The sequence below is a fragment of the Neorhizobium descurainiae genome (assembly GCF_051400715.1).
Taxonomy (GTDB): Bacteria; Pseudomonadota; Alphaproteobacteria; order Rhizobiales; family Rhizobiaceae; genus Neorhizobium.
In genome coordinates this window covers 223,789-249,654 of record NZ_JBLFFK010000007.1, presented here as the reverse complement: position 1 = coordinate 249,654, position 25,866 = coordinate 223,789, and the positions used below count along the sequence as shown (strand labels likewise).

Sequence of the window (25,866 nt, the reverse complement as noted above, 5' to 3'; positions counted from 1 at the left end):
TGGACCAACAACGACGGGGCTTTCATGCCCAAAGGGCGGCATCCGCCGACCGGCCGGTTGGGCGGCATCGTCGACTTGCCGTCCTCCGACAAGGAGAGTAGGACGAATAGCCAGAGCTGGTGGTGGCCCTGCCTCAGCAGGGCAGGCGCACGCTACGCGGTCGTGAGAACGCGGATATCGCCCTTGCGATCTATGACGTCGACCACGAACTGGCGGCCGGAGCGGCGTATGGCAATGTCGGCCGAGCCGGCGCCGATCAGCAGGTGCCGTAAGATGACCTCGTCGAGGAATGAGGGAAGCTGCGGTTCGTTGAAGCTGATCTGCAACCCAGTTGGATCGAAATCGAAGCCAAGGCATGCCTGTAGCAACGAGAGCGGCGCCGCCGCGGCCCAGGCCTGCGGAGAACAGGCGACCGGGTAGAAGGTTGGCCCTTGTGCGCGCTGGCGCGGGAGGCCGCAGAAGAGCTCGGGAAGCCGCCGCAGGTCGATATAGGTGGAAGCCGCAAAGAGCCCTTCGAAGATTCGCGCCGCTTCCGCGCGAAAGCCGTATCGCGCAAGGCCGCTGGCGATCAGCGCATTGTCATGCGGCCAGACCGAACCGTTATGGTAACTCATCGGATTGTAGCGCGCCTCCGTCGACGCGATGGTGCGGATGCCCCAGCCGCAGAAGGACGGTGCGCTCATCAGCGTACGAACGACCCGTTTCGCCCTGTCGGGATAGGCAATGCCGGTGAAGAGCGCATGGCCAGCATTCGAGGAGCGGACCCGGCAAGGCCGCTTGTCGCCGTCCAGAGCCAGTATGTAAGTGCCGAGTTCCTCGTCGAAAAAGGCCGCATCGAACGCGCGGCGCAAGCCTTCCGCCTTCGTCAGCACTTTAGCGGCCCGTTCCGGCCGGTCGAGGCGCCGGAATATCTCCGCCGCGGCCTGCCAAGCGCCATAGACATAGGCCTGCACCTCGGCAATGGCGATGGGTCCTCTGGCCAATGTTCCGTCGCCATGGAAGACAGAGTCGTGGCTGTCCTTCCATGCCTGGTTGGCCAATCCCTCTTCCGTCAGCCGTCCATATTCGACGAAGCCGTCGCCGTCGCGGTCGCCATATTCGTCGATCCACGTCAGTCCCGCCTCAATATGTGGCAGAAGACGGTCGATGGTCGCAAGATCGCCAGTCCGTCTCAGATATTCGCCGGCCAGCATCAAGAAGAGCGGAGTGGAATCGATGCTGCCGTAGTAGCGCCGGAAGGGAACTTCGCCGAGTTCGGCCATTTCTCCGTAACGGACCTCGTGCAGGATTTTCCCGGGCTCCGCATCCGACGTGGGGTCCACCTCCGCCGCCTGGTTGGCTGCGAGATGGCCGAGAACTCCGCGGGCGATCTCCGGATCGAGCCAGAGGGTCTGCAAGGCGGTGATGATGGCGTCGCGGCCGAACACTGTGCTGAACCAGGGAATGCCCGCATAGGGATAGGGACCTTCCGGCTTGTCGGTCATCAGCATGTAGAGATCAGAGACACTGCGCCGGGCAGCTTCGTTGAAGATCTCGTTGGAGGTAACGATGGAAGTCGCGCGCGAGGACGAGGCCCGTAGCGCGTGACGAGCGTCGCGCAAAGCGAGGAAGAAGGCGCGATGGCTCGGTTTTGTGGCCTCGGCATGATCGCAGCCGATCCCGATGAATAGCGATCGGGTTTCGTGCGGCACCAGATGGAGATCATAAATGACATGATCGCTGCCGAGCTCGTCCGGCTGTGGGTCGAGGGAAAGACGCGTCGACCGTTTCCGGTTATCCAGACCGATATAGGAGAGGAGGATGGAATCCTGCTCGATGACGGCAGGAAGATGGCGTCCTTTCCTTGTCCTGGCAGTGCCGCGAACCTCGAACAGATCGGCGAAATCGGCTTCGAATGCGATCTCAATGCGAATGTGCCGCGGTCGGTCATCATAATTTTTAATGGTCAGCCGCTCATGACAGGTTGCCTTCCACAGAAAACGGGTCCTGCGCAGGTGGATCAGGTCATGTTCCAGAATAAGCTTTCCCTTGTCGTCGAAGAGATCGGGATTGGTGAGATCGCAGGTGAGCGTCGCGTTATCGTCGCGCAGCGTCGACGACAAAAGCATCGGCCGCTTCCCGTTGATGGTCAGGTAAAGATGGGAGAGGTATCGTGTATCCCTATGAAAAAGGCCTTCCGGGCTACCCGGCCCGGAAAGCGCATCGCCATTGTGATCGAAGACGGCGAAGGTGTCGCCGTGCTTCAGGGTGCGCGGCCGCCGCTCCTGCAGCGATGCGGCGGCTGGAATGAAGAACTGCGCTATCGGTACGTCCGGACCTGCCGGCACCGAAACCGGGTTGCTATCCGCAGAAGCGATCGACATGGCTGCTCCTCAAGATTAGGCGACCACCTGGAGGTCGAGCGCCTGGCCGTTCGACCGGCGGATCCGAGCCGCCTTGGTGCGGGTACCCGGCAGGTTGCGATAGACGTCGAGATAGTCCCGTGCCATCCGTTCCGCGGTAAAGCGTTTCTCGAACGTGGCGCGCACCTTGCGCCGGTCAAGCCGAAACGCCCATTCGACATTTTCGACCGCCTCGGCAACGCTTTCGACCAGGATGCCGGAAACGCCGCTGTCGATCACCTCCGGTACGGACCCACAACGGAAGGCGATGACGGGTGTGCCGCAAGCCATCGCCTCGATCATCACCAGTCCGAACGGTTCCGGCCAATCGATCGGAAACAGCAGAGCGCCGGCATTGCCCAGGAAGTCCGCCTTCTGGTGCTCGTTGATCTCGCCGATGAATTCGACATTAGGATGGCTCTTCACCATTGGTCCGATCACCGTCTCCCAATAGGCCTTGTCAGCGCTATCGATCTTAGCGGCCATCTTCAAAGGTATGCCGACCTTCGCCGCGATCTCGATCGCGCGGTCCGGACGTTTTTCAGGCGAAATGCGCCCGAGGAAGGCAAGATAGTTGCCTTTCGGCTTCGCCGTGAAGGGGAGGATATCTCTTGGCAGGCCATGATAGACGGTCCCCGACCAGTTGACCGGCGGCATCGGTCGGCGCTGGTCGTTGGAGATCGAGACCAGCGGAATGTCCAGGAAGGCCTGGTAGAAGGGATGCAGGTCCGGCAGGTCGAGGCGGCCGTGCAATGTCGTTACTGTGCGATCGGCAAAATCGCGAACGAGCGGGAAGTGCAGGAGATCGATATGGAAATGCAGGACATCGAACTCATGCGCCCGCCGGCGGATTTCCTCCAGCATCACGACCTGGTGCGGCAGATGGTCCCTGACGGCGGGATTGAGCCTCAGGGCGACGTCGGAGCATGGCACCAACCTGGCGTCGGTGACGGAATCGCCGCTGGCAAAGAGCGTCACGTCATGGCCCTGGGCGACAAGTTCTTCGGTGAGATAGGAAACAATGCGTTCGGTTCCTCCATAGAGCTTCGGCGGAACGCTTTCGGCTAGCGGTGCGATCTGGGCGATCTTCATCGGCAAAACCTCCTCGAATGAGCAAAGAGTCGTCGGTAAAAATCAGGTCCGCGTCCTCGAGAGGCACGCGGCGGCTCGGATGGGAAACCTAGATTTCGAACTGGCGTCTGTGGCGCTCTCCTTTCCAGCGGCCGCACAGGCCGAAGCCGCCGATGCGACGTGCTTGCGACCTGCGCCGACGGGTTCTCTGGGCATTCGGCAATGCGTTGAGATTCCGCGCCGGCGCAGATTGGCTGTCGCCGTCCAGCGCCTTCACAGCTGCAAGGATCTCGTCACAGGAAACGGCGTGTTCCATCCCGGGAAACTGCCGAAGGGCCGGCATGGATTCGATCGCCGATATATCGGAGGCCCATGAGGCCAGGATCGCCCGCTTTTCCTCCTTGCCGATGTGTTCGACCATCAGCACGTCGCGCGGGTGATCGAAATGTGACGTCGGGTGCAACAGATGTCCTGCGCTGATCGCCGAGGTCGCTTGCTCCGGTAACAAATTGCTGTCGCTTTCCTTTCCCATTTCCTGGCTCCATTGATCGTATGTCAACGGGCGCAACCAAAACCGCCCGGAATCACTTCTTAGTGCGGCTTGTCGAACAGGCCGCGTGCCACTTCCACCATAGTCTTCAGGTGGACCGGATCGCGCACCCCTTGCTGATAGAGCTCGACCGTGATCGTGGCGATACGCTCAGCCTCCTCGCAATTCTTGGCAATGTTCGTTTGCGCCCTGACTTCGTCAAAAACCATCTGACATATCTGAAGATCACGGTTGTCGAGCGGCGCTTCCGATTTCTTGATCATTGTTTGATCCATCGTCACCCCCATGCAAGAAGACCCGCCCCGCGAAAACAGGACGGGCCTCCGGCAATGATCGCCTTAGAAGTCCATGCCGGCGCCGGCGGGCATGGCCGGAGCGGTCTCCTTCCTGGGCTTCTCGGCAATCATGGCTTCGGTCGTTACCAGAAGACCGGCGACGGAGGCCGCATCCTGGAGCGCGGTGCGCACGACCTTGGCCGGATCGATAACGCCCTGGGCATAAAGGTCGCCGAACTCGCCCGTCTGGGCATTCCAACCGTAGGAGAAATCTGCCTTCTCCCGCAGCTTGCCGACGATGACAGAGCCTTCAGCGCCGGCATTCTCAGCGATCTGACGAACCGGAGCTTCGATCGCCCGGCGCACGATCTCGATGCCGACCTTCTGGTCCTGGTTGGCGGCGGCGAGATTGTCGAGAGCCTTCACAGCCCGCAGCAGCGCGACGCCACCGCCCGGCAGAATGCCTTCCTCCACCGCCGCACGGGTCGCATGCAGCGCATCGTCAACGCGGTCCTTCTTCTCCTTCACTTCGACTTCCGTCGAGCCGCCGACGCGGATGACGGCAACGCCGCCGGCGAGCTTGGCCAGGCGCTCCTGCAGCTTTTCGCGGTCGTAGTCGGAAGTGGTCTCCTCGATCTGGGCGCGGATCTGGGCCGTGCGGCCATCGATCTCGGCCTTGGAGCCGACGCCGTCGATGATGGTCGTGTTCTCCTTCTCAATCGCCACCTTCTTGGCACGACCGAGCATGTTCAGCGTGACGTTTTCGAGCTTGATGCCGAGGTCTTCGGAGATGACCGTGCCGCCCGTCAGAATGGCGATGTCTTCGAGCATGGCCTTGCGGCGGTCGCCGAAGCCCGGAGCCTTGACGGCAGCGATCTTGAGGCCGCCGCGCAGCTTGTTGACGACGAGCGTGGCAAGAGCCTCGCCTTCGACATCCTCCGCGATGATGAGGAGCGGCTTGCCGGACTGAACGACGGCTTCGAGCACCGGCAGCATCGCCTGCAGGTTCGAGAGCTTCTTCTCGTGGATCAGGATATAGGGCTCATCGAGCTCGACCCGCATCTTGTCCTGATTGGTGACGAAGTAGGGCGAGAGATAGCCGCGGTCGAATTGCATGCCTTCAACGACTTCGAGTTCGGTCTCGGCGGTCTTGGCTTCCTCGACGGTGATCACGCCTTCATTGCCGACCTTTTCCATCGCCTCCGCCAGATAACGGCCGATCTCGGTGTCGCCATTGGCGGAAATGGTGCCGACCTGGGCGATTTCGGAATTGCTGGTGATCTTGCGGGCGTTGGTCTTCAGTTCCTTGACGACTTCGGCGACGGCGAGGTCGATGCCGCGCTTCAGGTCCATCGGGTTCATGCCGGAGGCGACGGCTTTCGCGCCTTCCTTGATGATGGCCTGAGCAAGAACCGTCGCTGTCGTGGTGCCGTCGCCGGCGAGATCGTTGGTCTTCGATGCCACTTCGCGCAGCATCTGGGCGCCCATGTTCTCGAACTTGTCGTCCAGTTCGATTTCCTTGGCGACCGATACGCCGTCCTTGGTGATGCGCGGAGCGCCGAAGGACTTGTCGATCACGACGTTGCGACCCTTGGGGCCGAGGGTGACCTTTACCGCATTGGCCAGCACATCGACCCCTCGCAGCATGCGTTCACGGGCATCGGTGTGGAACTTGACTTCTTTCGCAGCCATTTCTTTAACTCCTCAATAGGCAGCTATCTGACTGATGGTTCGTGGCGTTGATTGCTCAGGCAGCCTTTTTCTGCTCGGCCTGGGCTTCGATGATGCCCATGACGTCGCTTTCCTTCATGATCAGCAGGTCTTCGCCATCGATCTTGATCTCCGTGCCTGACCATTTGCCGAACAGGATGCGATCGCCGACCTTGACGTCGAGCGCCTGGATCTGGCCGGCGTCGTTGCGCGCGCCGGGACCGACGGCGATGACCTCGCCTTCCTGCGGCTTTTCCTTGGCGGTGTCGGGGATGATGATACCGCCTTTGGTCTTTTCTTCGGATTCGACCCGGCGGACGAGAATGCGATCATGAAGCGGTCGGAACGACATGTTTTCCTCCAATGGACAAACAATGATGACGTTGTTCCCCCTCACCGGACCGGATGACCAGTCCGGGCGGGTGCAAAACCTCTCTTCGAGCATTTTGCGCGAATGATCTGGTTTGGCTATTTTTCGATTTCAAGAGAGCGAAACGAAAAAATTAGCACTCGCCCATGGCGACTGCTAAAAGGCTGTAACGGAGCAACAAACCGATCTTCACCGTTCAGACTTCATTGATGGTCGCAGGACTTGCGCCAACCACGCAGTCATAGAACGGAGATGAAGCGTGCGGTGTTCGTCGGATCTGGAACGTCAACTCAGCGGCTATGGCCTCACGACCGCCCATATCCTCTACCGTATCCCCGACTTTTCAGGCCGATGTCTGGCAAGACTACGATCTGGCTCCCGCATTTCCTGCGATGCACAGGTTCCTCGATTTCTGGCAGACGAGCCTCGACGGGCCGCTGCATTCCGTCCGCTGTACCCACCACCGTCTCATCGGCCGAGCAAATGGCGCCGCGTCGAGGGCGAGTTCAAGCTGCACTGAAACTTGAATCCGGATTTTTCCCTTCCTAGCTCTTGGGTGACCGAGGCTTGAACAGCTCGGTCACTATCGCACGTCTGTTGAGAGTGAGATCGATATGGAAGAGCAAATCGACAGCATCAAAGACCTCAGCATCGAGGAACGGGAAGAGGTCTTCGTCGACATCGCCCGCATCCTTGAGGGTACGGCACGTGAGGCCTTTGTCGAAGGCAACAGGCACTTTGCCGCACTTTCAGCCAATATGGCAGAAGCGATCCGCATCAATGCCGACGAACTTGCCCGCGACGATCCCAGAAATGCCGAGCGCGTTCTGCAACAGGCAAGCGCGATGATCTCGCAGTTCAAGGCTGTGCATCCCTACCCCTTGGTGAGCATGGCTGTCCACTGATCAGGCCGCTCGTCTCGCTTCCTTCGCCAATCGTTTGATCGCCTGTTCCAGCAAGCGCTGGCCGCTGCGCTAGGCCGTCCGAGGCCGACGTTTTTTCCAGCCCCGCCGGCACGGGCGGGATCCTGATCGCTTCAGATCGAGATCGAACTTCAGCTGTGTCCAGCTCCATGGCACGGATACGGTCGCGCCTGGCAGACCCCGTGGCGACAGGGCCCCGGCGCGAGCCTTGCCCCCGCGCCCAGATTATGGGCGGCACTCAAAGTTAACCCCGTCATCCGGGTCACCGTTGCCCTTGTAATGCGCATGTGACGGATAAGGGCAAAGCCGCCTTGTTCGTCCCGGAAACGCCGCTCCCGCAGCAACCACATGATCCGGTGCCTTCCCATTCTCCACCCAGTCGACGAGCTTGCTCAATAGGTCGAACTGATCGAGTGCCGCAGGCCCACCCCGGCAATGTGCCATGCCAGGGACAAGATACAGCTTTGACCAGTCATCCGGCCGAAGCTTGGTCTTGGTGGCCTTTTTCATGCGCTCAAAGAAATCGACCGTGTCGTTTGCCGAAAACCATGGGTCACTCATCCCATGAAAGAAGATGATCTTGCGGCCTTCGGAAGCAAACGAGCTGAGATCGGTCCACTGGTCGACATTGATCAACCGTTGCTGAGGATCGTCGATGTCCGCCTTTTGAATCGCATCGTCCACGTCGAAGTTGGTTGCGCGATTGTTGAACTGGCGATTGCGTTTGTCATCGAAGCGCATCAGTCCGGGGATGGCATCGGTGACACTCATCACGCCGGTATCGTAAGGGAATGCCGGATAGGCGGGCCGACCAGACGCATCATTGGTTGGAGAAAAGGTTTCGATGACGACGCGAACCTGATCCGGCCTCAAGCAGCCGCTGGTTTTGCTGCCGTTACAGACCAGTGTTGACGGATCGAACGTACAGGCGACGGGATTGCCGATCATTCCGTCCTCTATCCCGTCGAGCGCGTCACACGCTTTCAGGAGGCCGCTGAGAATGAGGTTTCTGTCCGTGTCCGTGAATGCCAGCGAGCGGTCGGGCGAGCCCTCTTTGCCGACCGGTGAGATCCGGTTCATGGCGACGTTCTTTGCAGCAAGCGACATGTTCGACCGGCCGGTTCGCATGGCGGGAGCGCCGGCTATGACGCCGTCGAACATGAGCGGAAATCTCTGAGCGGATGCCATCGCCTCACGACCGCCCGTGGAGCAGCCCGCGAAGTAGGAGTGATGGGGGGCTTTGCCGTAATAATGGGCGACGAGTGCTTTCCCGACCGCGGTGACCTTTTCGACAGACCAACCTGCAAAGTTGAGAGTGGCGATCTGGTCCGCCTTAAAGGAACTGTCCCAGGCTTCGCCCTTATGGCCGCTATCATGGGAAATGACCGCGAAGCCCCGGGACAGCGCGTTTCCAGCACCGGCTGCGATGTTGCCGACAGGCGGCAGCACGACACCGTTGAGGCCGCCTCCCCCTTGGACGAGGAGTTGCCCGGTCCAGGCGTCGGGTAAAGCAATGGAAAAGCCGATCGAATACGGTTTGCCATCAGCGCCGGTTCGACGCTCGAAATCCCCTTCTGCGAGACAGTACGCCGGCAGTTGACGAATATATTCGGTGCTACTGATCTTCAGATCTGATCCCGGCAACTGTGTGCCTCGCAAGCCAGCACATCCGACTTCAGATCCCTGCGCAGATGCAGATGTGCTCTGTCCGAACAAGATCGGCAGGATCAAAACGGATGTTGCGAAAAACGCTTTCATTCTACTTCCTCCCGGCCCGTCTCTCTCCACGCGGAACGTGATCGCATCAAAGATCAGGCTCCCTGTCAATCACCATCTTCCGCTTCAGGGTCACCCGTCACCACCTGCCAACATCGGCGTTGCTGGTAGGGGCTGGCGATCGCTGATGTGGTTGCTGGAAGCAAAATGCGCGCTTAGGCTAGGCTGCACTCATCGCAGCCATTCCACTGCTCTGTTCCGTCATAGGTCAAACCGCGCGAGCAGCACCGCCGATTGCCGGACGACGTGAGCCGGGACAGCCGCTTGTCTCTACGCAGTTTTCCCTTTGAGCGAGAGCACCACCGTCATGGTGTCGCTGTCTTGGTCGATAAGGCTGCGTGCCTGGAACGGCTCTTATTCGGACCTCTCAATGATGGCGTGAACAGTTAGGGCCATTTGTGCAGCGGCTTACCCGTATAGCCGAGTTGGGCCGAAATCTCCGCGGCCGTTTTCACCAGGAAAGGCGCGATCTCGGCAGCCTCCTTTGCCGACATGCGCATCGATGGCGCGCGTATGGCGATGCTGCCGGTCACGCATCCCGCGCTGTTCCAGATGGGAGCGCCGAGGCCGGAGACGCCGAGTGAGTATTCCTCGTTCTCGAAGCCCCAGCCGCGCTGCCGGATTGCCGCCAGCTCTGCCTTGAGCCCTTCCAGATTACCAATCGTATTGGGGGTATAGGTCTTGAGGCCCCCATCGAAAAGCCGCTCGAGCAGCGAAGGGTGGTCGAAGGCGAGCAGCGTCTTTCCCGCAGCGCCGGCATAGAGCGGAATCCTTCTGCCGACTTCGGACACCACCCGGACTTCCCGCGTGCATTCCTTCACAAGTTCGACGACGTTGAAGAGGTCGTGGCGGGCGGAGAGAAGCACCGTTTCATTGACCTGCCTGGCGAGATCTTCAAGGTGCGGTTCGGCGACCTGCAGCACTTCGAGGCGGGAATACCGCAGGCCGGCGATATCCCTCAGGGCAGGGCCAAGGCTATAGAGCTTTGAGGCGAGGTTCTGCTCTACCCATTGGGCGCGCATCAGCGTCTTCAAGATGCGGTGGGTCATCGCCTTGTCCATACCGGTTGCACGGGCGAGATCGGACACGCCCCATTCCGGCTGCTCCTCGAATTTGTGGACGAGCTTGACGGCATTTTCCACGGCGCGCATGACTCTGCCTCTCCGATATAGAATGTTTCTATATAAACAACAAATGCATAATAATTGCAAGAGAATGGTGAGAAATACAGTTGACGATGGCAATTCCTCTGCTAATTTTTTTGGAGACATGCCAATAAAATGAAGCTGTTGACTATATAGATACACCATGGGCAACCAATCAGGAAGGAGGAGTCTGTTGGACGCAGCTTGCGAAAAGGCAAAATTGGTCGGCATCGGGGCCCTCGTCGGCGCGATCGATTGCGACGTGCATCCCCGCGCGCCCTATACGCGCGAACTGATGCCCTATTTCGACGCGCACTGGGCCGATACGGCCAAGCATCGCGACATCCTGATGCGGGAGCTGACGTCCTTTCCGCCGAATGCGCCGCTGATGCGCCGGCCCGATTGGGGCGTGAAGGGCGAGTCCGGTGCTTCGCTCGAAACCGTGCAGGCACAGGTTCTCGACCGCTGGAGGCTGAAGGCCGCGATCCTCACCCCCGTCTTCTCGGGCAGCATGATGCACGACCCATTTCTCGGCGAGGCGCTTTGCCGGGCGCATAACGACTGGATCCGAGAGGCGTGGCTCCAAAAGGATGAGCGGCTGCGCGCCTCGATCGTCGTCAATCTGGGGCGTCCGGAAGCGGCTGCGGCCGAGATCGATCGTGTGGCTGCGGATCGTCGTTTCGTACAGATCATCATTCCCGTCCAGACGGAAATTCCAATTGGCCGGGCGGTCCATAAGCCGATTTTCACAGCGGCGGTGCGCCACGGCCTGCCAATTGGCCTGCATGCCGGCAGCATGTTCCGCAATCCGCCCTCGCAGAGCGGTTTCTATTCCACTTTTTCGGAGGATTATGCGGCCCATATCTCCGCCTTCACCGCGCAAGTCGCGAACCTCATTTCGGAAGGCGTTTTCGCTGAATATCCGGAATTGAAAGTGGTACTGATCGAGTCCGGTGTGAGCTGGATGCCGCCCTTCATGTGGCGGTTCTCGAAGGACTGGCGCGGCGTGCGCAACGAGGTGCCGTGGGTCGACCGCAGCCCGGCCGAGATGATGCGCGATCACGTGCGTCTGACGACGCAGCCATTCGATGCTCCGCCGGAGGCGGTCGCCAAGGTCGTCCAGCAATTCGGCTCGTCCGACATGCTGCTCTTCTCTTCAGATTACCCACATTGGAATTTCGACGGAGACGCGGTGGTCCCCGACGGCATGCCGCAAGAGCAGCTGAAAAAGATGCTGGTCGACAACGTGCTCGCAACCTATCCCCGCCTGAAGGCGTGACATCGGGAGGTCGAAATGAACGAGGCCGTAAAGATATTCGCAACCAGTCCCCGCGCGGAGACGCGCGTGGAACTGATCGATTGCGACATTCATCCCTATCCGAGGACCAGAGCCGACCTTTACCAGTTCCTCCCGAAGGAATGGCGGGAGCATGTCGAGACTTATGGAGCTCGCGGTTCCCAGCCATTCCTGGGAATGATGCATATCCCGCGCGTCCAGCAGAACCGGCTGGATTCCATGCCGGAGACTGGACCGGCCGGCTCAGATCTCAAGCTGATGCAGGAGCAGCTCCTGGATTTCTATGGCATCCGGTACGGCATTCTGCAGCCCTTCGGGCCGGGCGGCGGTGGCAACCTGTTGCATCCGGGCCTCGCGAACGCCGTCTGTTCGGCGGTCAACGAATGGCAGATCGCCTACTGGCTCGATCCCGAACCGCGGCTCAAGGGTTCCGTACTTTTGCCACAGGAGGATGCGGTCGCATCGGTGGTGGAGATCGAGCGCTATGCGGGCAATCCGCAGTTTGCGCAGATCGCCCTGCACGCACGCTCCGCCGAACCGCTCGGCAGGCCGAGATACTGGCCGATCTATGAGGCGGCGGAGCGAATCGGCATGCCCGTCACCATCCATTCCTCCGGTTATGGACAATATACGCCCTCGGGCGCCGGCTGGATGTCCTTCTATATCGAGGAGCATCATTCCTACGCTCACACGATGCAGACGGCGATCATCAGCATGATCATGGAAGGCGTCTTCGAGCACTTCCCGAAGCTGAAATTCGCGGTCGTTGAAGGCGGCTTCGCCTGGGCGCCGCCGCTTGGTTGGCGGCTCGACAAGATCTGGGCGAAGAATCGCAGCGAAGTGCCGCATGTGAAGCGCCCACCGTCCGAATACATGCGCTCGAACGTCTGGTACGCAACCCAGCCGGTAGAGGAACCGGAGGTCGCCAGCCAGGTCGGCGATATCATCGACTGGATCGGCGCCGAGCGGCTGCTCTTTGCGACCGACTACCCGCATTGGGACATGGACGATCCGCGTTACGCCTTCAAGTTCCCGCTCGACAAGGAAACCCAGCGCCGCATCTTCTCGGCCAATGCGAAGGAGTTCTATGGCTTTGCGTGAGCGGGAACGGCATGTGGTCGCCAGGGTGGAAGAGGTCCAGCCCGGCAAGCCTTTGGTCCGGCAGGTGAAGGGCCGGCAGATCGGCATTTTCAACGTCGATGGCGAATTTTACGCGTTGCACAACCGCTGCCCCCATCAGGGCGCGGAACTCTGTCGCGGCCGCATCACCCATCTCGTGCAGGCAAAGCTCGCGGGCGAGATCGAGACGAGCCGTCACGGTGAAATCCTCAAATGTCCCTGGCATGGCTGGGAATTCGACATTCGCACCGGCCAGTCCTGGTGCGATCCCGGCTCCATGTATGTGCGCCAGTTCGGCGTGAAGGTGGAGCCGGGCGCGACGCTGGTGAAGGGGCCTTACGTGGCGGAGACGTTTCCCGTGACCGTGGAGGAAAATTACATCGTCGTGGAGATGTAACGGTTCGGCAACCGCCGAGAGGAGGCGATGCTGGATGCTGCGGGATAGAGCCCCGCTTCAATCGATGAGACAAGGGAGGAAATCATGTCTCGTTACTGGGTGAGGAGTGCATTGGGCGCCGCGACCGCGGCGATTATTTCCCTATCGATCTGCAATGCCGCGCAGGAGACTGAAACGCTGCGCATGCTGATGCCCTGGAACCAGACGAGCGCCGGTAATATCGCCGTTGGCAATCTTCTGATGAAGATCATCGAGGATGATACGGGCGGGGAGGTTAAGGTCCAAAAGTTCGACAACGGCGTCGTGCCGCCCTTCGAACAGCTCGAGCCAGTGATGAGCGGCGTCTTCGACCTACACTACACCAATCCGTCCTATCATGCCGGCGACACGGTGATCGGCCAGATCATGGACACGGTCGTGGCGGATGCGACGAGGCGTCACTCCTCCGGTCTCTGGGATATGATCGACAAGGCCTATCAGAAGCGGAACCTGAAGCTCATCGCGGCAGGCCCCTCAACAGGCTTCCAGTTCTTGGTGCGCAGCGATGTCAGCGCCGAAGGCACGCTTTCCGGCATGAAGATCCGCAGCAATCCCGCCTATGACGGAACGATCCGTGCGCTTGGCGGCGCGCCGGTGCAGCTTCCGGTGAACGAAGTCTATACCGCGATGGAAAAGGGCCTGATCGATGGTACTGCCTTTCCCGTCCATGGCGTCGTTTCGGCCAAGATCGGCGAAGTGTCGAAGTTCCAGATCCGCCCGACTTTTGGTCAGGGCACGGCACTGGTGGTGATGAACCTCGACAAGTGGAATGCTCTGTCGCCCGAGCTTCAGCAGAAGATGCTCGCCGCCGGCCGCCGCTTCGAGGATGAATGTTACAAAGTGGTTGCCGATATTGCCGCTGCCGACGAGGCGGAATTGGTCAAGGAAGGTGTGCCGACCAAGCGCCTCGGCGAAAAGGCCGCTGCCGAGATCAACCAGTATTACAATCAGGGTCTCTGGGATCAAGCCACCAAGAACGGCGGTGAGGAAGCCGCAGCCCTCATCAAATTCGTAAAGGACAACGACCTCGTTTTCAACGGGTTCTGACATTTCCATCGCCGCAGCGGCCACCCCGCTGCGGCGTGTCTTTTCTGAAAACAGCGAGGGGATACCATGTCCGTATTGTCGCAGTTGGCCAAGCTGCACGACCGAGTGACCCATATCGGCGCGGTGATCTCGGCGATCTTCATCGCGGCGATCAGCCTTCTTTATTGCAGCGAAGTGGTCACCCGCTATTTCCTGCATACCCCGAGCAGTTGGACCGCCGCCGTCGCCATCTATCTGATGCTGGGTGCAGTCCTCCTGATGATGCCTTATTTGGTTATGGCCGAGGATCACGTCTCCATCACCATCGGCAACTATCTGCCGCCGCGGGCTGCGCATGTCCTCGCCATCGGGGTTCTTGCCATCTGCGTCATCGTCTGCGGTATTTCCACCTTCATTTCCGCCGAGGAGGCGCTGCGTGCCTTCCGGCGCGGAGTGCGGACGACGGACACGCTGTTCATCCCCAAGTGGTGGCTGCTGGCGCCGATCGTTTACGGACTGGGCAGTTCAACCATCCATTTCGCCCGCCATTTCGTGCGGCTTGTTTCAACCAAGACAGCGCCGAGCGCCGAGGTCTTCCTTGCTTAGTCTACCCTGGTACATGACGCTCGGCGGCATTTTCGGCTCGGTCATCGCGCTGACCTTCGCCGGGCTTCCGGTTTTCGTCGTCTTCCTATTGATCAATGTGGCGGGGATTGTTTTCGTCCTCGGCCCGTCTGCTTTCGGCATGTTCGCCAACAGCCTTGTGGCCACGCTGACGAGCGAGGCTTTCATCGCCGTTCCGCTCTTCCTGCTGATGGGAGAGATGCTGTCCCGCTCCAGGGCGATCGATGAGCTCTACGAAGCTTTCGATTCCATCCTCGGCCAGATGCGTATCCGGCTCTATGCCCTGTGCACGCTGGTCGCGACGGCGATGGGGACGGTTTCGGGATCGGCCATGGCGGATGCGGCCATGCTCGGCCGTTCCATCTATCCCGGCATGGTCGCGCGGGGCTATGACAAGAAGATGTCGACAGGACTGATCCTCGCGGGATCGACCATCGCACCGATCATTCCGCCGAGTGTCCTGACGGTGGTGTTGGCGACGCTCGCCAATGCCTCGATCGCCGAGATGCTGATTGCCGGCATTCTGCCGGGCCTGCTGCTTGCGGCCCTTTACATCGCCTATGCCTATATCCGTGTTCTGATCGACCCTTCCAAGGCGCCGCCCTTGGACACGACGATCCATCGGACAATCGGCGACCGGATACGTGGGCTGATGCGGATGTTCCCGTTCGTCTTCGTGATGTTTGCCGTGATCGGCCTGATGTTGGCAGGTATTGCAAGCCCGACTGAGTCGGCCGCGATGGGGGTGCTCGCTACGGTTCTCGTGTCGCTTTGGTTGCGCACCTTCAGCTGGCGGATGATCTGGGTCTCGATGATGGGAGCAGCAAAGATCTCCGGTTCCGTCTTTGTCATCATCATGAGCGCCAACCTGTTTGGACAGCTTCTTTCCTTCACTGGCGCAACCGAGCAGATGGTGACGATCGTCGAGGGCTGGGACGTAGCACCCTGGCTTGTCTTCCTCATGCTGATGGCAATCACACTGCTTGCCGGCATGTTCCTCGGCGCAACGGAATGGATGCTGATCTCGGTTCCGGTCTTCACGCCGATCATCGCATCGGTCGGCTTCGATCCGATCTGGTTCTGGACGCTTTACCTGATCAACGTCGTGACCGGCGGCATGACCCCGCCGTTCGGCATGACGATGTTCGTCTTCAAGGCGGCGGTGCCGGGCAGCAATATCATCGATATCTACAACTCGACCTGGCCGTTCGTGGCTGTGATCTTTTTCGGCATCCTGATTATGGCGGTCTTTCCCGAGATCGTACTGATCCTGCCGCAACTGATGCGATGAAGGCGACGAATAGGCGACCGCCGTCCGGCGGCGGGACAGCGAGAGCGGATGTGCCGTATCTGAAGCGAGCGCGTCGGGTGCAACTTGGAGAGCATGGAATGGCAAGGATCACTTACATCGAATTCGGCGGCAAGGAACACGTGATCGACGTGCCGGACGGTGCGACTGTGATGGAGGGAGCGCGCGACAACGGCATTCAGGGCATCCGCGCCGATTGCGGCGGCGCCTGCGCCTGTTCGACATGCCATGTCTATGTCGATCCGAGCTGGATGGACCGCCTGCCGCCGCCGGGGGCAATGGAAGAGGATATGCTGGATTTTGCTTATGAGCCGGACCCTGCCCGCTCGCGCCTGACATGCCAGCTGCGGGTCTCGAACGCGCTTGATGGTCTCGTGGTGCAGATGCCGGAAATGCAGAGCTGAAAATCACCCGGAGTTGAAAGAAAGGCCGACGCAATCGTCCAGAACACCGAAACGCAAATTCAAAAGAGCTTGGCGCCGTCTCTTGCCGCGCGGCTTCAGGTAATGTTTCCATCTGGACAGATCGCCGCTCGTATGGTGGCTATGCCGAGATGGCCAGCTGTGTGAGCATTCGAATGCTTGCCCTTCCGACCGGAAGCATTTTTCGGCTTGGGGCCGGCGGCGGAACCTTGCTCCCCCGGGTCGGCAGGTCGTTGTGCTCTGTATCACTGCACCGCCTCCGGTGCGGGCGAGCGGTATCAAACCGAACGCCGTGTCGACGGTCGAACGTCTCCCCGATGGCTGGACTGCGGACAGAGCAGCATGCTGCTCGACCGCAAGGACCGCGCCATTGCTATCGTCATGCCAGCATCCGCAACAAACACGCGCCCGCCGATCCTCCTTCTACAACTTTCGAGGAGCGATTCAGGGGCTGGTTCCGGCTCGTCAATCGTGCGAGAAGGGGCAACGGCGATATGGTCAAGGGAGGATATTGACCATGAGAAGCAGCAGCGTTCCGACCTTTAATGACAGAACCTGGGCCTTGCCGGTCGTGATCAGGTACGGATACGGTAAACCGGAAGAAGTGCATGGGCCACGGGAGGCTATGGAATGCCTTGATGCCTGGCCTTGCGAAGAAGGCGAATATTTCGTGATCGCGCGGCGCACATGCATCGCTGCAATGCGGCGCAGGAGTGCGCTCGACGAAGCGAGGGAGACGTTCGTCTCCGCGGCAATCGAGGCGGATATTCTCGCACATACTCATTGAAATATCTCTTCTCGCATCGGTTCGGAGCTCGTCCATACGTGCGGACAATTGTTCGCGCCGAAGTGGGAGGCATTTCAAAATGAACCTGCAAATCAGAACCGGCCAAGCACGCTGACCCACGCCCGTTTAAGTGCACCGGGTATGGATACCGGAAATGGTCCGGGCGATAGTTCGATCGCTGTTTACAAGCTCACAGCGGTCTCATTCTGCTCATAAGGGATCGCCAGCCTGGCGATCAGCCCTTGGGGATGCCGATCTATCAGTTCCAGTTTCCCGTGATGCGCCTGCACGATCTCGGCGACGATGGACAGTCCCAGGCCGAAGCCGCCATCCGTCCCTCCTCGAGCCGCATTGACCTTGTAGAAGGGCTCAAGCACCCGCTCGCGATGCTCGGCGGGAATGCCCGGCCCATCATCCGCGACATCGATGATGGCTTCGCCAGCCGTCGCGCGGAGTTCCACCTTGACGCGATTTGCGAATTTCGTCGCATTGTCGCACAGGTTCGTCACTGCGCGTGTAACCGCAAGCGGCTTAAAGCTCGCAATCAATCGCGCAGGCCCGCGATACGTGACATCATGGCCCATGTCGGCGAACTCGTCGCAGACCGTCTGCAGAATCGATGTAAGGTCGGCGCGCTGGAATGCTTCACGCTGGTGATTGTCCCGCAGATAACTGAGGCTTTCCTTCAAGAGCCGGTCTATTCGCTCGATGTCCGTGAGCAGGGCTTCCCTGACTCCGTCTTCGTTCACTCTATCCGCACGAAGCCTCAATCGCGTCAGCGGCGTTCTGAGATCGTGGCTGATGCCGCGGAGCATTCGGGTGCGTGCATCGACCATCGTCGAGATGCGGCGCTGCATCCCGTTGAGCGCACGCGCAAGTGCGACGATCTCGACGCTTCCACGCTCCTCGAAGAGTGCCGGTCCGAGGGAGATATCCGCCTTCATCGCCGCAGAGGCAATCCGGCGCAGCGGGCGGGTGATCGCCCAGACGGCAAAAATGGAGAACAGGATGATCAGCGTAACCGTCGCCACCAGGTAGTTCGAGCCAAATCGCAGGGCATCGTTGCGAACAAAGCTTTCGGGCAGCAGTTCCATGACGAGCAGCGTTTCGTCGTCGATCTTGGCGGCGAGAACGCGCTTACCGCCGACGAAGGTTCTCCAGCCTCCGAATGGTATGGGCTGGTCTTCGGGAGGCAGGAGCCGATCGATCACAACCTGGATGAAAGGCTCGTCCGGCGACGTAGTGGTGAAATCGTCAAAATATGAGAGCGGACGCAGGACAAAACTCTGCCCGCCGCGATTGGCCGCCGCCAAGACCGAGCTTCTCTCCTCGGGCGTAGCCGTTGCCAAGACCGAGGCAATCGCCGAAATGCGAGCAGACATACCTTCCAGATCAGGGGCGTTGTATTCGTCCCGCACCCAGGCTTCAAGTGCCGATCCCATGACGAAGCCAATGATCAGGCAGACGAAAATGACGGCGATGATCTGGCCATGAATGGTCGAGATCAACCGGGAGATCCGAAATCCCAAAACGCCTCCTTCGGTTCGATGCCTGCTGGTGACCTGAAACGGTCCTTATCGCAGACCGGATGCCGCGGAGAATAGGGCCTCCCGCGGAAACCGAAGATTAAGTTTTGTGTCGATCCGCGGCAAATGTGCCGGGAACCGCGCCTCGGCAGGCCTGGCCGCAACAAAGCGTAACACAAAGACATGCTGAGCAGGATTGAGCCATGGCAGGAGGACGGTGTTGCAAGCACGGTCCTCGGCGGGTGCCGATGGCTTCCTTGTCAAATCACTGGAGCACCCATGTCTTTTATCCAACTGACCGATCGGCGACTTCGATCAAGCGCCCTATGCCTCACCTTCGTGCTCGCCGGCACGGCTTCGAGCGTACTCGCCGCCGACGCGACCCTTGGGGCACAAACCCCGGAACCGCCATTCGATCAGGAGCGGTTCAACAATGAGAAGCCGCAGCGAAACTGGAGCCTCATTGTTGGCGGCGGCGCGATCTACGAACCGGAATATGAAGGCGGCGACAAGTTTGAAGTGCAGCCCATACCGGTGATCGTCTTCACTTACGGCGGATGGCTGGAGATCGATCCAGGAGGCGTGACGATCACCCCCCTCCGGCACGACGGGTTCACGCTTGCCGCCAAGGTCGGCTACGAAGGCGGACGGGACGAGGACGACGCGGACCGTCTCGATGGACTGGGCGACATCGATTTTGCCGCAAGAATCGGCGCCAAGGCCTCCTATAGCTGGAAAGGCTTCGAGTTCTATGCCAGCGTCGACCAGACGATCGATGGAAGCGAGAGTCTGATCGGAACCTTCGGTGCAGAATATCAGGCGCCCGTCACCGAGCGCCTGATCCTCGGCGCCGGTGTCGAGGCTGTCGTCGCGAATGACAAGCATATGGAGGCCTATTTTGGCGTCAACGCAGCCCAGTCGGCGGCATCCGGCCTTCCCGAGTACAAGCCGAATGCTGGCCTCAAGCGTGTCAACGTCTCAGCCTCCGCCGCCTATATGCTGAGCGAGAACTGGTTGATCCGCGGTCAAGCGAGCCTTGGCATCCTGACGGGCGATGCCGCCGACAGCCCAATCGTGGAGGAGAAGCTGCAGCCCTCTACATCGGTGTTTGTCGGTTACAAGTTCTGAACTAGAAGAATGCGACAACGAGCCGGGCAACACACCCGGCTTTTTTGTTGCGACGGTCAGCCCTGCTCGACCTTCGCCGTGAACATGTAGCCGCCGAGCCGGACCGTTTGCAGCAGGACCGGGTTCCTGGGATCCGCCTCGATCTTCTGCCGCAGACGGCTGATATGGACATCGACGCTGCGTTCGATCGGGCCGGCAAGGCCGGTATGCGTGAGGGAAAGAAGTTCTTCCCGGGTGATGACACGCCCCGGATTGCGGCAAAATGCCAGCAGCAAGTCGAACTCCGTCGTCGTCAGCGCAACGCGGGCATTGCTGGGGTCGTGCAATTGCCGGCGCAGCGGATCGATCTGCCACCCTTCGAAGCGCAGCTTGCGCTGGGCGGAGCTATTCACCAATCCGTAGGACGCCCGCCTCAGGAGGCTGCGGATACGGGCAACGACCTCCCGGGGGCTGAAAGGCTTGGTCACGTAGTCATCGGCACCCACTTCCAGTCCAACGATGCGGTCGACTTCCTCCCCAAGCGCAGTCAACAGGATGATGGGCGTGGTCTTCTCCGAGCGAATACGCCGGCAGATGCTCAGGCCGTCTTCTCCGGGAAGCATGACGTCCAGGATGATGAGGTCGAAATCATTGTTGCGCAGCAGAGATTGCATCACATGGCCGTCTTCGGCGACAGTGGGCATCATCCCGCTTTCCTGCACGGTGAGCGCGAGAAGATTGCCGATCTCCGGATCGTCTTCGACGATCAGAATTTTCGCGTTCGCGGAACTCGATTGCATGCCGCCTTCCTTGCTTGAACTCGCGCACAAATGCATGCGACGTACACTGCAAATATTTCGCTTTATTAAGTTTTGTTGCGGCGATTGGAAAGGCGGTGCAAGCCCGGACCGCATATCGGTGCAATCGCTAGATCGGCAGAGTCCATAGCACCGGCAAAAAGCCCGCGGATTGTGCGAGCTTGATGAGCTCTATGCCGATCCAAGCGGCAAGGAAGACCATCCCGTCTTTCAAACTGCCGAGGGCGCTCGCCGAGCGAAGGGGCGTATCCTCGCATTCCCGCCACAGGGAAAGATCCGGCCAAAGTCTCGGAATGGCCTGCCGGTATTCCTCAAAACGTTGACCATATCGGCTGGCAAGGTAGGCCTCCTCGCCCCGCATGGCCATGTCGAATGCCAGATAAGCCGTCAGCGTGATCGCGCCCATGGACAATAGGCTGCCGGTTTGCGCGGCGACCCCGACGATGCCGATCAAGCTGAAGAAATACAGCGGGTTGCGCATCATCGAATAGGGCCCCGAGGTGACGAGCTCGGAATTCTTGCGTCCGCCGATGTAGAACAAGGACCAGCCTCGGCCCGCGATGGCGATTAGGATCGCAAATGCCCCGGTGATCTCGAAAATTGCGCTTACCAGCGGGAGGGTGGGTGGTGTCGATGTGACTGCCAGCAGGCAAAGCGCGAGGCCGCCCGCGGCCCGAAGCGCGTTGATGCGATAGCGCTGCAAGAAAGGAGTTTGGACATCCGTCATATGTCGTTCGAGGCCTCTTGGGAATTCGATTGTTTTCTTCCCACGGACGCTCTCGCTTTCGCTTAACGATATGTTTCCCACTGTTAAGGGTTGTTGAGAAACGTGACAGGGGGGATCAGCCGGGCTGATCCCCCCTGTCAGTGCACACCGTCGAGATAGACGGTGCGATCTTCAGCGTTCCTTGAGACCGGCTTCAGCCGACTGGAGGAGAGGTCTGAAAAGCCGGCCCAAGCGGTCGTCGAGATCCGACAGAATGAGGTGCGACGAAGGGATTACGATCAGCGACAGCGCCGTGGACATGAGAAGCCCGCCGATGACGGCGATCGCCATGGGAGCTCGGAATTCACCGCCGTCTCCGACGCCAAAGGCAGACGGCAACATGCCGCCGGTCATCGCCAAAGTCGTCATGATGATCGGACGAACTCGTTCAAGACACGCCCCCACGGTGGCCTCCACCCGGGGCAGGCCGTCCGCTTCCCGTTCCAGGGCAAAGTCGATCAGCATGATGGCATTCTTAGTCACGATGCCCATCAGCATCAGTATGCCGATCACAACGGGAAGCGATATCGCGTTCCCGCTCAGCAGAAGCCCCGCGGCAACGCCGCCGATCGACAGTGGAAGAGAGGCTAGAATGGTCCAGGGCGCCAGAACGCTGCCGAACAGCAGGATCAGCACGACCAGAACGAGCATAACGCCTGCCCCCATGGCGACTGCAAAACTTTCGAACACTTCGCCTTCAGTGTCGGAATCGCCGGTGGCCTGTATCCGCACCCCATCGGGAAGGTTCTTCACGCTTTCCAGCTGAAGCAAGCGATCGCGGCCCTGGCCCGATGTCAGGCCCTCGACCATGTCCGCACCGATTTCAATCCGGCGCTGACGGTCGAAACGGTCGATCGCTGCAACGGTTTCGTCAAAGCTGATTTCCGCAACCGCGGACAACGGTACCTGGCTTCCGTTTGTCGAGGGTACGCTCAACGTTTGAAAGATCGGCAGCTGGCCGCGTGCAGCACGGTCGAGAACGACCCGTATCGGGATCTGACGCGACACGTCGATGAAGTTCGCCAGCCTGCTGTCGACGTCGCCGATCGTGGATATCCGAATTGTGCTGGCAATGGCTGCGGCAGAAACCCGGAGCGTTGCCGCCTTGTCGGTCAGCACCGTCATCCTTAGTTCCGGTCGCATGGCGATATTGTCGCTCGCCGGATTGACGAAGCTCTTGTCGTTCGACATTTCGCGCAGGAGCGCATCGGCGGCATTCTGCACGGCCTCACCGTCGCTCCCCAATACGGCGAATGACAGGTCACGCTCTCCGCGATTATTGAGAAATCTGAGGCGAGCGTCGGGAATGGAAGCGAGCATCCTTTCGATATCCGCTTCGACGGAAAAAGATGACCGCGACCGCTCTGTCTTGTGCAGGAGGTCGATCGAGATGACGGTGTAGCGCACGTCCTGCTGACCGCCCATGCTCGATCCCGCGCGCGCAAGGACGCCCTCCACCTCCTCGAACTTGGTGACACGGGCCGCAATCTCATCCGTTACCGTCCGGGTTTCTTCAAGAGTTGTGCCCGGCGGCAGCTCGACAGTGAGCGTCAGCCGTCCCATGTCTTCGTCCGGCAGGAAGGTGGTCGGCATCGACGTCAAGGCGATAATCGAAACCGCGAAAAGGCCGAAAGCAGATCCGACGGTCAGCCATTTCCAGCGAAGGCTCATCCTCAGCAGGGCTTCATAGGCGAATGTCAGCCGGCTCTTCTCTTCTCCCGCTGCCGCACGATTGGTCATGAAGTAGGCCACCATGATCGGCGTAATCAGCCGCGCGACCAGGAGAGAGAAGAACACCGCGATGGCGACCGTCAGGCCAAATTCCCGAAAATAGAGGCCAACGACGCCGCTCATCAGACCCACCGGCGCGAAGACAGCGATGATCGTTGCGGATATCGCGATGACCGCGAGGCCGATTTCGTCGGAAGCATCCAGGGCCGCCTGATATGCAGATTTCCCCATGTTGCGGTGGCGGACGATATTCTCGATCTCGACGATCGCGTCATCTACCAGAATGCCAGTCACCAGCGTAATTGCCAGCAGGCTCAGGATGTTGAGCGAAAAACCGAGAAGATCGAGGGCGAAGAATGTGGGGATGATCGAAAGCGGCAGCGCGACGGCAGCGACGATGGTCGCGCGCCAATCGCGCAGAAACAGAAACACGACGACAATCGAAAGTGCGGCTCCCTCAAGCAGCGTGTCCATCGCCGAGCGGTAGTTCCCCGCCGTGTAGGAGACATTGTCATCGACAAGCCGAAAGCGGACGCCAGGGTTTCCAACGCCCAGTTTCGCAACGGCTTTGGCGACCGCATCGGCGACAGCCACATCGCTTGCGCCTTGAGAGCGATAAATGGAGAAACCGACGATGTCATCGCCATTCAACGTCGCGAACGCGCGAGGCTCTGCGATCGTATCGCGGACGCTGGCCACATCCGCCAGTCGTACGCTGTTTTCGCCCGAGAGGGCCAGGCGCTGTTCGGCAAGCTCCGCCACCGTCTTTGCCGCTGCCGCGGTCGTCAGAACCTGCTCATTGCCATCGATGTCGCTGCGGCCGCCGGAGCGGTCGAGCTGGGTTTGCATGATCGCCTCGTTCACCGCGCTGACGGAGAGCGATAGCGCCTGCAATCTATCAGCATCGAGCTCCACATGGATTTCGCGATCGGCGCCGCCGATCCGCTCTACGCGCCCTACTCCAGCCAGAGCCTGGAGATCACGGGTGAGAATATCGTCGACGAACCAGGAGAGTTCCGCCACTGTCATGTCCTGACTGGCGACCGCATAGGTGACGACGGACTGCGCCTCCTCCTCGATCCGCTTAATCACCGGCTCGTCTATGGTGCTGGGCAGATCGCCCCTTATGCTGGCGACCGCATCCCGCACGTCGTCCATCGCCCGATCGGGTGAAACGGAACCAAGCTCGAATTCCACGGTTGTCACGGACCGGCCCTCGCCGATGGTCGAAGCGAGTTGCTTGATGGCGGGCAGAGAGGCGATTGCGTTTTCGATCAGCCGCGTCACTTCGGTCTCCAGCTCGATCGGAGTCGCTCCCGACTGTTCGATGGTGACGCTGACGGCCGGTTCGATGATCGTCGGGAAGTAGGTGACGGGCAAACGGGTAAAGCTGTAAAGTCCGACGGTGGTCAACACCACGAACAGCAGGATGGACGGAAGAGGATTACGGATGGCCCAAGCCGAGATGTTGCCGTTCTTCACTGCACGACCTCCTCGCCGTCCATGTCCGGAAGCGACGCCAGACGATCTCCCGGCCGGCGGCTCAACGCGGCGATGACCGGCTGGACCTTTTCCTGAGCCTTCAGGAAACCGCCGGACTTCAGGACGACCATTTCTCCGTCGCTCACACCGTCCACGATCTCCACGAAGCCATCTTGCCGCGCACCGACAGTCACGCTGCGAACGTTCACGATCCCTTCCTTGACGACGAAGACACTACTCATGCCGCTCGTGGTTTTGACGGCGCTCCCCGGCAGCAGAATGTTGCGGCGCGAGGAGGTGTTAATGCTGCCGCGGGCGAAAAGACCTGGCGGCAGCCCTTCGTGCGCATCGAGTTCGATGCGCACCTCACCACTGCGCGTTGCCGGATCCAGTTGCGCGGCGTTCAGTCTCAACGTGCCGCCAAGCGGACCATCGCGCCCAGGCAGGGTGATGTCCGCGCGCATTCCCTCATTGAGTCCCATGAAACTGGTTTCGGTAATCTGGGCGACGAACTCCACGACGGCATCTTTCGCGATGACGAAAAGCGGGCCACCAGAGCTCGATGTCATGGCGCCGATACGTGCATTTCTTTTCAGGATGAGCCCTGCGTCCGGGGCCCTGACCGTGCTTCGTTCGATCGTCAGCTCGATCTCCTTCCGTTCGCGCGAGATGAGCTCTGCGTCCGCCTCTGCCAGAGCAAGCGATTGCCGCGCGAGTCCCAGTTCCGCAACGGCGCGTGCATGGGCGTTCTGATGTTCGTCCAACACCTGCTGGGAAACCGCGCCTTTGGGCTGAAGCGCACGACTGCGCTCCAAAATCTTTTTGGCTTCCGCTTCGCCGACCAGCGCTACCTCGAGCTTGCTTGCTTCCACAGAAACGGCGGCCTTGGCCCGCAGGATGTTGACCGAATTCTTCTCAAGCAGCATCCGGGCATCTGTGGTGTCGAGCACGGCCAGCGCCTGTCCCTTTTCGACAAGTTGGCCGGCTTCGACCAGAATCTGTTCAATCGCCTGCCCCTGAATCGACGGATGAACCTGAATCTCCTCCCTGGCAGCGAGCGAACCTACAACAGGGATCCGTTCTGTCACCGCACTTTGCCTTGCAACGACCACCGTGACAGGCATCGCCTCTTGGGCCTGAGATACGGCCAGGACGCCAAGCCAGAGGAGCACGGCGCCCGTCGCTGGACGCGCATGTGATTTGATTGATCGAGAT

At 60.1% G+C, this 25,866-nt stretch carries 23 protein-coding genes and 1 pseudogene; 11 read left to right on the top strand and 13 right to left on the bottom strand.

Annotated elements, in window-relative coordinates; all coding sequences use genetic code 11:
- Nucleotides 1–152: 152 nt before the first annotated feature.
- The 6 genes from ACMGE0_RS15160 to groES all read right to left on the bottom strand — a co-directional run bounded on the left by ACMGE0_RS15160 (nucleotide 153) and on the right by groES (nucleotide 6,339).
- Entirely contained in the window at nucleotides 153–2,363 is a 2,211-nt protein-coding gene (locus ACMGE0_RS15160; protein ID WP_436816690.1) for an amylo-alpha-1,6-glucosidase, read from the bottom strand.
- 15 nt (nucleotides 2,364–2,378) lie between these two features.
- Complete coding sequence (locus ACMGE0_RS15155; RefSeq protein WP_436816689.1) at nucleotides 2,379–3,473, bottom strand: glycosyltransferase family 4 protein; 1,095 nt, start codon at nucleotides 3,471–3,473, stop codon at nucleotides 2,379–2,381.
- 88 nt (nucleotides 3,474–3,561) lie between these two features.
- Complete coding sequence (locus tag ACMGE0_RS15150) at nucleotides 3,562–3,984, bottom strand: hypothetical protein (protein ID WP_436816688.1); 423 nt, start codon at nucleotides 3,982–3,984, stop codon at nucleotides 3,562–3,564.
- 59 nt (nucleotides 3,985–4,043) lie between these two features.
- Nucleotides 4,044–4,277, bottom strand: coding sequence for a hypothetical protein (locus ACMGE0_RS15145; RefSeq protein ID WP_436816687.1), 234 nt, complete (start codon nucleotides 4,275–4,277; stop codon nucleotides 4,044–4,046).
- Nucleotides 4,278–4,340: 63 nt separating this feature from the next.
- Nucleotides 4,341–5,969: a chaperonin GroEL gene (groL, locus tag ACMGE0_RS15140; protein WP_436816686.1), complete on the bottom strand. Its 1,629-nt coding sequence runs from the start codon at nucleotides 5,967–5,969 to the stop codon at nucleotides 4,341–4,343.
- A gap of 55 nt (nucleotides 5,970–6,024) precedes the next feature.
- On the bottom strand, nucleotides 6,025–6,339 hold the full coding sequence (gene groES / locus ACMGE0_RS15135; RefSeq protein WP_436816685.1) for a co-chaperone GroES: 315 nt from the start codon (nucleotides 6,337–6,339) through the stop codon (nucleotides 6,025–6,027).
- Nucleotides 6,340–6,616: 277 nt separating this feature from the next.
- Here groES and ACMGE0_RS15130 point away from each other — a divergent pair.
- Nucleotides 6,617–6,877, top strand: a pseudogene (locus ACMGE0_RS15130) (usg protein).
- 94 nt (nucleotides 6,878–6,971) lie between these two features.
- Entirely contained in the window at nucleotides 6,972–7,262 is a 291-nt protein-coding gene (locus ACMGE0_RS15125; protein ID WP_436816684.1) for a hypothetical protein, read from the top strand.
- A 243-nt stretch (nucleotides 7,263–7,505) separates the two neighbouring features.
- On the opposite strand, the gene ACMGE0_RS15120 is transcribed toward ACMGE0_RS15125, so the two are convergent.
- Complete coding sequence (locus ACMGE0_RS15120) at nucleotides 7,506–9,038, bottom strand: tannase/feruloyl esterase family alpha/beta hydrolase (protein ID WP_436816683.1); 1,533 nt, start codon at nucleotides 9,036–9,038, stop codon at nucleotides 7,506–7,508.
- 404 nt (nucleotides 9,039–9,442) lie between these two features.
- On the bottom strand, nucleotides 9,443–10,207 hold the full coding sequence (locus tag ACMGE0_RS15115) for an IclR family transcriptional regulator (RefSeq protein WP_436816682.1): 765 nt from the start codon (nucleotides 10,205–10,207) through the stop codon (nucleotides 9,443–9,445).
- Nucleotides 10,208–10,394: 187 nt separating this feature from the next.
- Between ACMGE0_RS15115 and ACMGE0_RS15110 the strand changes: the two genes are divergently transcribed.
- The 8 genes from ACMGE0_RS15110 to ACMGE0_RS15075 all read left to right on the top strand — a co-directional run bounded on the left by ACMGE0_RS15110 (nucleotide 10,395) and on the right by ACMGE0_RS15075 (nucleotide 17,221).
- Nucleotides 10,395–11,480, top strand: coding sequence for an amidohydrolase family protein (locus ACMGE0_RS15110; protein ID WP_436816681.1), 1,086 nt, complete (start codon nucleotides 10,395–10,397; stop codon nucleotides 11,478–11,480).
- Nucleotides 11,481–11,495: 15 nt separating this feature from the next.
- A complete protein-coding gene (locus ACMGE0_RS15105; protein ID WP_436816680.1) occupies nucleotides 11,496–12,599 on the top strand; it encodes an amidohydrolase family protein in 1,104 nt (367 codons plus the stop codon).
- Nucleotides 12,586–13,014, top strand: coding sequence for a Rieske (2Fe-2S) protein (locus tag ACMGE0_RS15100; RefSeq protein WP_436816679.1), 429 nt, complete (start codon nucleotides 12,586–12,588; stop codon nucleotides 13,012–13,014). The genes ACMGE0_RS15105 and ACMGE0_RS15100 overlap by 14 nt, the downstream gene beginning before the upstream one ends.
- A gap of 84 nt (nucleotides 13,015–13,098) precedes the next feature.
- The gene (locus ACMGE0_RS15095; protein ID WP_436816678.1) at nucleotides 13,099–14,100 is read left to right on the top strand and encodes a TRAP transporter substrate-binding protein; all 1,002 of its coding nucleotides are present in this window, start codon (nucleotides 13,099–13,101) and stop codon (nucleotides 14,098–14,100) included.
- Between the two features lie 66 nt (nucleotides 14,101–14,166).
- Nucleotides 14,167–14,685 carry a TRAP transporter small permease gene (locus tag ACMGE0_RS15090; RefSeq protein WP_436816677.1) on the top strand — a complete coding sequence of 173 codons (519 nt, stop codon included), beginning with the start codon at nucleotides 14,167–14,169 and terminating at the stop codon, nucleotides 14,683–14,685.
- Nucleotides 14,678–15,994, top strand: a complete 1,317-nt coding sequence (locus tag ACMGE0_RS15085; RefSeq protein WP_436816676.1) for a TRAP transporter large permease — start codon at nucleotides 14,678–14,680, stop codon at nucleotides 15,992–15,994. The genes ACMGE0_RS15090 and ACMGE0_RS15085 overlap by 8 nt, the downstream gene beginning before the upstream one ends.
- A 98-nt stretch (nucleotides 15,995–16,092) precedes the next feature.
- Entirely contained in the window at nucleotides 16,093–16,416 is a 324-nt protein-coding gene (locus ACMGE0_RS15080) for a 2Fe-2S iron-sulfur cluster-binding protein (protein WP_436816675.1), read from the top strand.
- A 535-nt stretch (nucleotides 16,417–16,951) separates the two neighbouring features.
- On the top strand, nucleotides 16,952–17,221 hold the full coding sequence (locus ACMGE0_RS15075; protein WP_436816674.1) for a DUF982 domain-containing protein: 270 nt from the start codon (nucleotides 16,952–16,954) through the stop codon (nucleotides 17,219–17,221).
- 182 nt (nucleotides 17,222–17,403) lie between these two features.
- On the opposite strand, the gene ACMGE0_RS15070 is transcribed toward ACMGE0_RS15075, so the two are convergent.
- Nucleotides 17,404–18,750 (bottom strand): ATP-binding protein, encoded by a 1,347-nt coding sequence (locus tag ACMGE0_RS15070; RefSeq protein ID WP_436816673.1) that lies wholly within the window; start codon nucleotides 18,748–18,750, stop codon nucleotides 17,404–17,406.
- 276 nt (nucleotides 18,751–19,026) lie between these two features.
- On the opposite strand from ACMGE0_RS15070, the gene ACMGE0_RS15065 reads away from it, so the two are divergent.
- Nucleotides 19,027–19,875: a MipA/OmpV family protein gene (locus ACMGE0_RS15065; protein ID WP_436816672.1), complete on the top strand. Its 849-nt coding sequence runs from the start codon at nucleotides 19,027–19,029 to the stop codon at nucleotides 19,873–19,875.
- Between the two features lie 56 nt (nucleotides 19,876–19,931).
- Here the strand turns inward: ACMGE0_RS15065 and ACMGE0_RS15060 are convergent, their stop codons facing one another.
- From ACMGE0_RS15060 to ACMGE0_RS15045, 4 genes are all read right to left on the bottom strand, one after another.
- The gene (locus ACMGE0_RS15060) at nucleotides 19,932–20,654 is read right to left on the bottom strand and encodes a response regulator transcription factor (RefSeq protein ID WP_436816671.1); all 723 of its coding nucleotides are present in this window, start codon (nucleotides 20,652–20,654) and stop codon (nucleotides 19,932–19,934) included.
- A gap of 127 nt (nucleotides 20,655–20,781) precedes the next feature.
- Nucleotides 20,782–21,399, bottom strand: a complete 618-nt coding sequence (locus ACMGE0_RS15055; protein WP_436816670.1) for a methyltransferase family protein — start codon at nucleotides 21,397–21,399, stop codon at nucleotides 20,782–20,784.
- Between the two features lie 171 nt (nucleotides 21,400–21,570).
- Nucleotides 21,571–24,651 carry an efflux RND transporter permease subunit gene (locus ACMGE0_RS15050; protein ID WP_436816669.1) on the bottom strand — a complete coding sequence of 1,027 codons (3,081 nt, stop codon included), beginning with the start codon at nucleotides 24,649–24,651 and terminating at the stop codon, nucleotides 21,571–21,573.
- Nucleotides 24,648–25,775: an efflux RND transporter periplasmic adaptor subunit gene (locus ACMGE0_RS15045; RefSeq protein WP_436816668.1), complete on the bottom strand. Its 1,128-nt coding sequence runs from the start codon at nucleotides 25,773–25,775 to the stop codon at nucleotides 24,648–24,650. The genes ACMGE0_RS15050 and ACMGE0_RS15045 overlap by 4 nt, the downstream gene beginning before the upstream one ends.
- Nucleotides 25,776–25,866: the final 91 nt, after the last annotated feature.

What these genes read in the sequence shown, in the direction of transcription:
- ACMGE0_RS15065 (WP_436816672.1), top strand. Translation starts at nt 19,027, where the DNA reads ATGTCTTTTATCCAACTGACCGATCGGCGACTTCGATCAAGCGCCCTA.
- ACMGE0_RS15045 (WP_436816668.1), bottom strand. Translation starts at nt 25,775, where the DNA reads ATGCCTGTCACGGTGGTCGTTGCAAGGCAAAGTGCGGTGACAGAACGG.
- ACMGE0_RS15120 (WP_436816683.1), bottom strand. Translation starts at nt 9,038, where the DNA reads ATGAAAGCGTTTTTCGCAACATCCGTTTTGATCCTGCCGATCTTGTTC.
- ACMGE0_RS15155 (WP_436816689.1), bottom strand. Translation starts at nt 3,473, where the DNA reads ATGAAGATCGCCCAGATCGCACCGCTAGCCGAAAGCGTTCCGCCGAAG.
- ACMGE0_RS15125 (WP_436816684.1), top strand. Translation starts at nt 6,972, where the DNA reads ATGGAAGAGCAAATCGACAGCATCAAAGACCTCAGCATCGAGGAACGG.
- ACMGE0_RS15095 (WP_436816678.1), top strand. Translation starts at nt 13,099, where the DNA reads ATGTCTCGTTACTGGGTGAGGAGTGCATTGGGCGCCGCGACCGCGGCG.
- ACMGE0_RS15075 (WP_436816674.1), top strand. Translation starts at nt 16,952, where the DNA reads ATGAGAAGCAGCAGCGTTCCGACCTTTAATGACAGAACCTGGGCCTTG.
- ACMGE0_RS15060 (WP_436816671.1), bottom strand. Translation starts at nt 20,654, where the DNA reads ATGCAATCGAGTTCCGCGAACGCGAAAATTCTGATCGTCGAAGACGAT.
- ACMGE0_RS15100 (WP_436816679.1), top strand. Translation starts at nt 12,586, where the DNA reads ATGGCTTTGCGTGAGCGGGAACGGCATGTGGTCGCCAGGGTGGAAGAG.
- ACMGE0_RS15150 (WP_436816688.1), bottom strand. Translation starts at nt 3,984, where the DNA reads ATGGGAAAGGAAAGCGACAGCAATTTGTTACCGGAGCAAGCGACCTCG.
- ACMGE0_RS15105 (WP_436816680.1), top strand. Translation starts at nt 11,496, where the DNA reads ATGAACGAGGCCGTAAAGATATTCGCAACCAGTCCCCGCGCGGAGACG.
- groES (WP_436816685.1), bottom strand. Translation starts at nt 6,339, where the DNA reads ATGTCGTTCCGACCGCTTCATGATCGCATTCTCGTCCGCCGGGTCGAA.
- ACMGE0_RS15090 (WP_436816677.1), top strand. Translation starts at nt 14,167, where the DNA reads ATGTCCGTATTGTCGCAGTTGGCCAAGCTGCACGACCGAGTGACCCAT.
- ACMGE0_RS15080 (WP_436816675.1), top strand. Translation starts at nt 16,093, where the DNA reads ATGGCAAGGATCACTTACATCGAATTCGGCGGCAAGGAACACGTGATC.
- groL (WP_436816686.1), bottom strand. Translation starts at nt 5,969, where the DNA reads ATGGCTGCGAAAGAAGTCAAGTTCCACACCGATGCCCGTGAACGCATG.
- ACMGE0_RS15115 (WP_436816682.1), bottom strand. Translation starts at nt 10,207, where the DNA reads ATGCGCGCCGTGGAAAATGCCGTCAAGCTCGTCCACAAATTCGAGGAG.
- ACMGE0_RS15055 (WP_436816670.1), bottom strand. Translation starts at nt 21,399, where the DNA reads ATGACGGATGTCCAAACTCCTTTCTTGCAGCGCTATCGCATCAACGCG.
- ACMGE0_RS15145 (WP_436816687.1), bottom strand. Translation starts at nt 4,277, where the DNA reads ATGGATCAAACAATGATCAAGAAATCGGAAGCGCCGCTCGACAACCGT.
- ACMGE0_RS15160 (WP_436816690.1), bottom strand. Translation starts at nt 2,363, where the DNA reads ATGTCGATCGCTTCTGCGGATAGCAACCCGGTTTCGGTGCCGGCAGGT.